General features: G+C 57.3%; 6 protein-coding genes. All 6 read right to left on the bottom strand.

Features of this window, described 5'->3' with window-relative positions; all coding sequences use genetic code 11:
- Positions 1-48: 48 nt before the first annotated feature.
- The 6 genes from msrQ to BMH52_RS15180 all read right to left on the bottom strand — a co-directional run bounded on the left by msrQ (position 49) and on the right by BMH52_RS15180 (position 6,030).
- Positions 49-669, bottom strand: coding sequence for a protein-methionine-sulfoxide reductase heme-binding subunit MsrQ (gene msrQ, locus BMH52_RS15205; protein WP_020301783.1), 621 nt, complete (start codon positions 667-669; stop codon positions 49-51).
- Positions 669-1,682: a protein-methionine-sulfoxide reductase catalytic subunit MsrP gene (msrP, locus tag BMH52_RS15200; protein WP_014719926.1), complete on the bottom strand. Its 1,014-nt coding sequence runs from the start codon at positions 1,680-1,682 to the stop codon at positions 669-671. The genes msrQ and msrP overlap by 1 nt, the downstream gene beginning before the upstream one ends.
- Before the next feature lie 63 nt (positions 1,683-1,745).
- Entirely contained in the window at positions 1,746-2,603 is an 858-nt protein-coding gene (pssA, locus tag BMH52_RS15195; protein WP_014719927.1) for a CDP-diacylglycerol--serine O-phosphatidyltransferase, read from the bottom strand.
- A 144-nt stretch (positions 2,604-2,747) separates the two neighbouring features.
- A complete protein-coding gene (gene ilvC, locus BMH52_RS15190) occupies positions 2,748-3,764 on the bottom strand; it encodes a ketol-acid reductoisomerase (protein WP_003194132.1) in 1,017 nt (338 codons plus the stop codon).
- A 47-nt stretch (positions 3,765-3,811) separates the two neighbouring features.
- The gene (ilvN, locus tag BMH52_RS15185; RefSeq protein ID WP_003176102.1) at positions 3,812-4,303 is read right to left on the bottom strand and encodes an acetolactate synthase small subunit; all 492 of its coding nucleotides are present in this window, start codon (positions 4,301-4,303) and stop codon (positions 3,812-3,814) included.
- Between the two features lie 2 nt (positions 4,304-4,305).
- On the bottom strand, positions 4,306-6,030 hold the full coding sequence (locus tag BMH52_RS15180) for an acetolactate synthase 3 large subunit (protein WP_014719928.1): 1,725 nt from the start codon (positions 6,028-6,030) through the stop codon (positions 4,306-4,308).
- Between the last annotated feature and the right edge of the window lie 17 nt (positions 6,031-6,047).

The raw sequence follows: 6,047 nt of genomic DNA, 5'->3' as shown, positions 1-6,047 counted from the left end.
GGAAGTGGGGCGAATTATAGGCTTCCAGAATCTGCCGTCAAGGCTTAATTACGCTTTTGTGGCAGAAGGCGCTTTTTTAGCAATAAGGCGAGGGATTCGACGCATTACCGGCGGCACCCGCATCAACAGAAGTAGCGCACCTATAGACGCGTAGATGGCCCACTCCTTCAGGTCCGCCCGCACTATCCATAGCATGTGCAGCAAACCGAGCCCAAGAATCACATAGACCAGACGATGCAGCTTCTTCCATCGACTCCCCAACCGACGCTGGCTATAGCGGTTCGACGTGACGGCCAAGATAAGGAGAGCAACAAACCCCAGCGCCCCCACAATGATGTAGGGCCGCTTGCTCAACTCTACGCCGAGCTGCGACCAATCCAGCCCCAGGACAAACACACAATAGGCCGCCAGGTGCAGCACAACATAAGCAAAGCACCACAGCCCCAACTGTCGCCGCACCGCTATCCACCCCGCCCAACCGCTCAATTTCTGCAGCGGCGTCATAGCAAGCGTGATCAGCAATAAAATGAGCGTCCCCAAACCCAGGCGATCAACGAGCACCTTGCCTGGATCAGGCCCCAGCGCAGAACTCCACGCTTCATACAGCCAGAGCAATGGCCACACTGCTGCGGCTACAAACACGCCGATGCGCCAGATGGGGTAGCGCATCAGTAGTTCTTCCGCAGATCGAGGCCTGTATATAAAGAAGCGACCTCATCCGAATAGCCATTGAACATCTGCGTCTGGCGCACATTCGGACTGAACAGGCCGCTCGGCAGGCGGCGCTCCCGCGCCTGGGTCCAGCGCGGATGATCGACCGTAGGATTCACATTCGCATAAAACCCATACTCATCGGCAGCAATACTTTGCCAGGTCGTTTTCGGCTGCTCACTGACCAGACTGATACGTACGATGGACTTCACACTCTTGAAGCCATACTTCCACGGCACCACCAAGCGCAACGGCGCGCCGTTCTGGTTAGGCAACTCCCGCCCATACATGCCCACAGCGAGGATCGCCAAAGGATTCATCGCCTCATCCAGGCGCAGCCCTTCCACATAAGGCCAGTCGATCAAGCCGAAACTTGAGCGTTGCCCAGGCATGCTCTTGGGATCCTGGAGGGTTTCAAAACGGATGTACTTGGCTTTGGAGGTAGGCTCGACCTGCTTGAGCAACGCCGAGATGGGAAAGCCTATCCACGGAATCACCATGGACCATGCCTCGACGCAACGCAGACGGTAGATGCGCTCTTCCAACGCATAGGGTTTCATGAAGTCCTCCAGGGCATAGCGCCCAGGTTTTGCGACTTCACCATCAATCACCACACTCCAGGGCTGCGTCTTGAGCGAGCCCGCATTCGTTGCCGGGTCGCCCTTGCCTGTCCCGAACTCATAGAAGTTGTTGTAGTGAGTTGCATCCTTGAATGGCGTGATGGCCTCATCTTTGACCGTCACCGATTGCCACTTCGTGTTCGGAAGTTTTTCCGTAAACCAGTTGGGCGCGCTGCCCGGCTCGACGTCGGCATACCGCGAAGCATCGCTCGCACTGGCCCAACGCGGCAAGCTGCTGGCGGCAATACCAGCAAGCGCACCACCGAGCAGGCTGCGGCGAGAGAGATAGAAGGATTCAGGCGTGACGTCCGATTCGTGACAATCGGACGCTTTGGGTAATTTGATTAACATGGTAACTCCGCAGCGTTGGAGAACTGATGCACCAATAGACTGCGGAGTATGGGGGAAATTACATTAAGACAATGTTTTGTCCCGACGCAGACGCAACAAGTACTGAATCGGACCCGAAGCGGCGTAGGCCAGGAACGCCAGCAGCAGGATACGCGGTGGATCACTGAACACGACCGCGAACACCAGCACCACCACAAGGATGGCCACGAAAGGCACGCGCCCTTTGAGGTCAAATTCCTTGAAGCTGTTGTACTTGATGTTGCTGACCATCAGCATGCCGGCCGCTGCCACCATCAGGGCAACCAGGAACGACATCTTCGATCCCTGAATCCCGTAATCACTGAACGCCCAGACAATCCCCGCGACAACACCCGCCGCTGCCGGGCTGGCAAGGCCGATGAAGTAGCGCTTGTCGGCAGTCCCCACCTGGGTGTTGAAGCGCGCCAGGCGCAAAGCGGCACCCGCGACATAGATGAAGGCAACCATCCAGCCAACCTTGCCCATGTCACCCAATGCCCAGGCAAATGCCAGCAATGCGGGGGCAACACCGAAGGCGACCATGTCCGACAGCGAGTCGTACTCGGCGCCAAAAGCGCTTTGAGTATTGGTCATGCGCGCCACGCGACCATCCAGGCCGTCGAGCACCATGGCCACGAAAATTGCGATAGCAGCAAAGCCAAAGTATTTGCTGGCACTCGCCGCATCACCCGCCGCCAGCGCGCTCTGGGCACTCATGGAGTTGATGATGGAGTAGAAGCCGGCGAACAGGTTCGCCGTGGTGAATAGGTTGGGCAGCAGATAGATGCCACGATGCCGGACCTTGCGGCCTTCGGCGTCATGCCCTTCTTCGACATGTTCATCGATCGGCAGCATGCTTTCGGCGTCGGAAGCCTGGTTTGGCTCTTCGGGACGTTCGCTCATGGACTTTACCTTGCAACGGTGTGAAAAAATTCGACAGATACTTGCAGCGAGTGTTCGTCTGCAAACGATGCAGCTTTATACCAGAACCAACCCCTCAAACGAAAAAACGCGGCCTAAGCCGCGTTTTCCCTTGATGCGTACGACTTAGTTCTTGGCTTTGTCGACGATCTTGTTGGCACCGATCCACGGCATCATGGAGCGCAGTTGCTCGCCGATGACTTCGATACCGTGAGCGGCGTTGTTACGACGCTTGGCGGTCATCGAAGGGTAGCCGGTAGCGCCTTCGCTGATGAACATTTTGGCGTATTCGCCGTCCTGAATACGTTTCAGGGCGTTGCGCATGGCCTGGCGGGACTCGGCGTTGATCACTTCAGGGCCCGTCACGTACTCGCCGTATTCGGCGTTGTTGGAGATCGAGTAGTTCATGTTGGCGATGCCGCCTTCGTACATGAGGTCAACGATCAGCTTCAGTTCGTGCAGGCATTCGAAGTAGGCCATTTCCGGCGCGTAGCCAGCTTCAACCAGGGTTTCGAAACCGGCTTTTACCAGCTCAACGGTACCGCCGCACAGAACGGCTTGTTCGCCGAACAGGTCGGTTTCGGTCTCGTCCTTGAACGTGGTTTCGATGATGCCGGTACGACCGCCACCCACGCCAGCAGCGTAGGACAGTGCAACGTTCTTGGCATTGCCCGACGCATCCTGGTAGATCGCGATCAGGTCAGGGATACCGCCGCCTTTGACGAACTCGGAACGCACGGTGTGGCCCGGTGCTTTCGGCGCGATCATGATCACGTCGAGGTCAGCACGCGGCACAACCTGGTTGTAGTGAATCGCGAAGCCGTGGGAGAAGGCCAGGGTAGCGCCCTTCTTGATGTTCGGCTCGATTTCGTTCTTGTACAGCGAGGACTGGAACTCGTCCGGGGTCAGAATCATGACCAGGTCGGCAGCCGCGACAGCAGAAGCAACGTCGGTCACTTTCAGGCCATGGGCTTCAGCCTTGGCTACGGTGGCCGAACCTTTGCGCAGGCCAACGGTGACGTCAACGCCGGAGTCTTTCAGGTTGCACGCTTGAGCGTGGCCCTGGGAACCGTAGCCGATGATGGCGACTTTCTTGCCCTGGATGATCGACAGGTCACAATCTTTATCGTAATAAACTTTCATGAGGTTCCTCTATATATCCAGGCCGTGAGGCCATTCGCTAATTTGGGTTAGATGCTGAGTACTTTGTCGCCACGGGCAATCCCGGTGACACCACTGCGTACGGTTTCCAGAATCGAGGCCGTCCCGATCGACTGGATGAAGCTGTCCAGCTTGTCGCTTGTACCGGTCAGTTGAACGGTATAAACGCTGGCGCTCACATCGACGATCTGCCCGCGATAAATATCGGTAGTGCGCTTGATCTCGGCACGTTGGGCACCCGTGGCCTTGACCTTGACCAGCATCAGTTCGCGCTCGATGTGGGCGCTTTCCGACAGGTCGACCAGCTTGACCACTTCGATCAGCTTGTTGAGGTTCTTGGTGATCTGCTCGATCACCTCATCGTGGCCCACAGTAGTCAACGTCAGGCGCGACAGGGTCGGGTCTTCGGTCGGGGCCACGGTCAGGCTTTCAATGTTGTAGTTGCGTTGCGAAAACAGGCCGACAACACGGGACAAGGCGCCGGGTTCGTTCTCCAGAAGCAGGGAGATAATATGCCGCATGATTAAGTACGCTCCGTCTTGTTCAGCCACATGTCGCGCATAGAGCCGTCTTTGATTTGCATCGGATAGACGTGCTCGCTGGTATCGACCTGAATATCGATGAACACCAGACGGTCCTTCATGGCAAACGCTTCTTCCATCTTCGGCTTCAGATCTTTCAAATCAGTGATGCGAATGCCGACGTGGCCATAGGCTTCAACCAACTTGATGAAGTCCGGCAACGATTCCATGTAGGAATGGGAGTGACGGCTACCGTAGCTCATGTCCTGCCATTGACGAACCATGCCGAGCACGCCGTTGTTCAAGCAGACGATCTTCACCGGAAGACCGTATTGCAGGCACGTCGACAGTTCCTGGATGTTCATCTGGATGCTGCCTTCGCCGGTGACGCAGGCAACGTCGGCATCCGGGAAGCTCAGTTTCACACCCATGGCCGCAGGGAAACCAAAGCCCATCGTGCCCAGGCCACCGGAGTTGATCCAGCGGTTAGGCTTGTCGAACTTGTAGTACTGCGCCGCGAACATCTGGTGCTGGCCCACGTCGGAGGTCACAAAGGCGTCGCCCTTGGTCACTTCGCACAGGGTTTCGATCACGGTTTGTGGCTTGATGATGCTGCCGTCACCCTTGTCATAAGGGAACAGACCGCGATCACCGCGCCATTCGTCGATCTGCTTCCACCAGCTGGCAACGGATTCCTTGTTCGGCGTTTCGCCGATGTCCTTGAGCGCAGCGACCATTTCGGTCAATACGCTCTCTACAGGACCCACGATTGGCACATCGGCCTTGATGGTCTTGGAGATGGACGCAGGGTCGATGTCGATGTGGATGATCTTGGCATTCGGGCAGAATTTGCTCGCGCCGTTGATCACTCGGTCATCGAACCGCGCGCCCACGGCCAGGATCACATCGGCGTGGTGCATGGTGAGGTTGGCGGTGTAGCTGCCGTGCATACCGAGCATGCCGACGAACTGACGGTCCGAACCCGGGAATGCGCCGAGGCCCATCAGGGTGTTGGTCACCGGCAGGTTGAGCAACTTGGCCAGTTCGGTCAACGGAGCGGAACCGCCGCCCAGAATCACGCCACCGCCGGAGTACAACACGGGGCGCTTGGCCGCCAGGAGCATTTCTGCCGCCTTGCGGATTTGCCCCGAGTGCCCGCGGACGGCCGGGCTGTAGGAACGCAGCTTGGCTTTCTTGGGAAAAACATATTCGAATTTTTCGGCCGGGTTGGTCATGTCTTTCGGGATATCAACCACCACAGGGCCCGGGCGACCGGACTGGGCGAGGTAGAACGCCTTTTTCATGACTTCCGGGATTTCCGACGCGTGCTTGATCATGAAGCTGTGTTTCACGATCGGGCGGGAAATACCGATCATGTCGGTTTCCTGGAATGCATCGGTGCCGACCATGGTGCTAGGCACCTGGCCAGAGATGATCACCATCGGGATGGAGTCCATATACGCAGTCGCGATGCCGGTAATGGCATTGGTTGCGCCTGGGCCGGACGTTACCAGTACCACGCCGGCTTTACCGGTGGCACGGGCGTAACCGTCAGCCATATGGGTCGCGGCCTGTTCGTGGCGAACCAGGATGTGGGTAACAGCCGGTTCCTTGAACAGTGCGTCGTAGACATGCAGCAGAGCACCACCTGGGTACCCGTAGATATAGTCGACGCCTTCGTCACGCAAAAAGCGGACGAGCATCTCACCGCCAGATAAAAGCTCCACGTTGTTCACCTCTAAAA

The organism is Pseudomonas sp. BTN1, assembly GCF_001907715.1.
Classification (GTDB): domain Bacteria; phylum Pseudomonadota; class Gammaproteobacteria; order Pseudomonadales; family Pseudomonadaceae; genus Aquipseudomonas; species Aquipseudomonas paracarnis.
Note: the sequence above shows the minus strand (reverse complement) of the source record. Positions and strands in the feature narration are given on the sequence as shown.

Bases quoted from the DNA above. Each gene is read 5' to 3' on its own strand.
- msrQ (WP_020301783.1), bottom strand. From the start codon at position 669: ATGCGCTACCCCATCTGGCGCATCGGCGTGTTTGTAGCCGCAGCAGTG.
- msrP (WP_014719926.1), bottom strand. From the start codon at position 1,682: ATGTTAATCAAATTACCCAAAGCGTCCGATTGTCACGAATCGGACGTC.
- pssA (WP_014719927.1), bottom strand. From the start codon at position 2,603: ATGAGCGAACGTCCCGAAGAGCCAAACCAGGCTTCCGACGCCGAAAGC.
- ilvC (WP_003194132.1), bottom strand. From the start codon at position 3,764: ATGAAAGTTTATTACGATAAAGATTGTGACCTGTCGATCATCCAGGGC.
- ilvN (WP_003176102.1), bottom strand. From the start codon at position 4,303: ATGCGGCATATTATCTCCCTGCTTCTGGAGAACGAACCCGGCGCCTTG.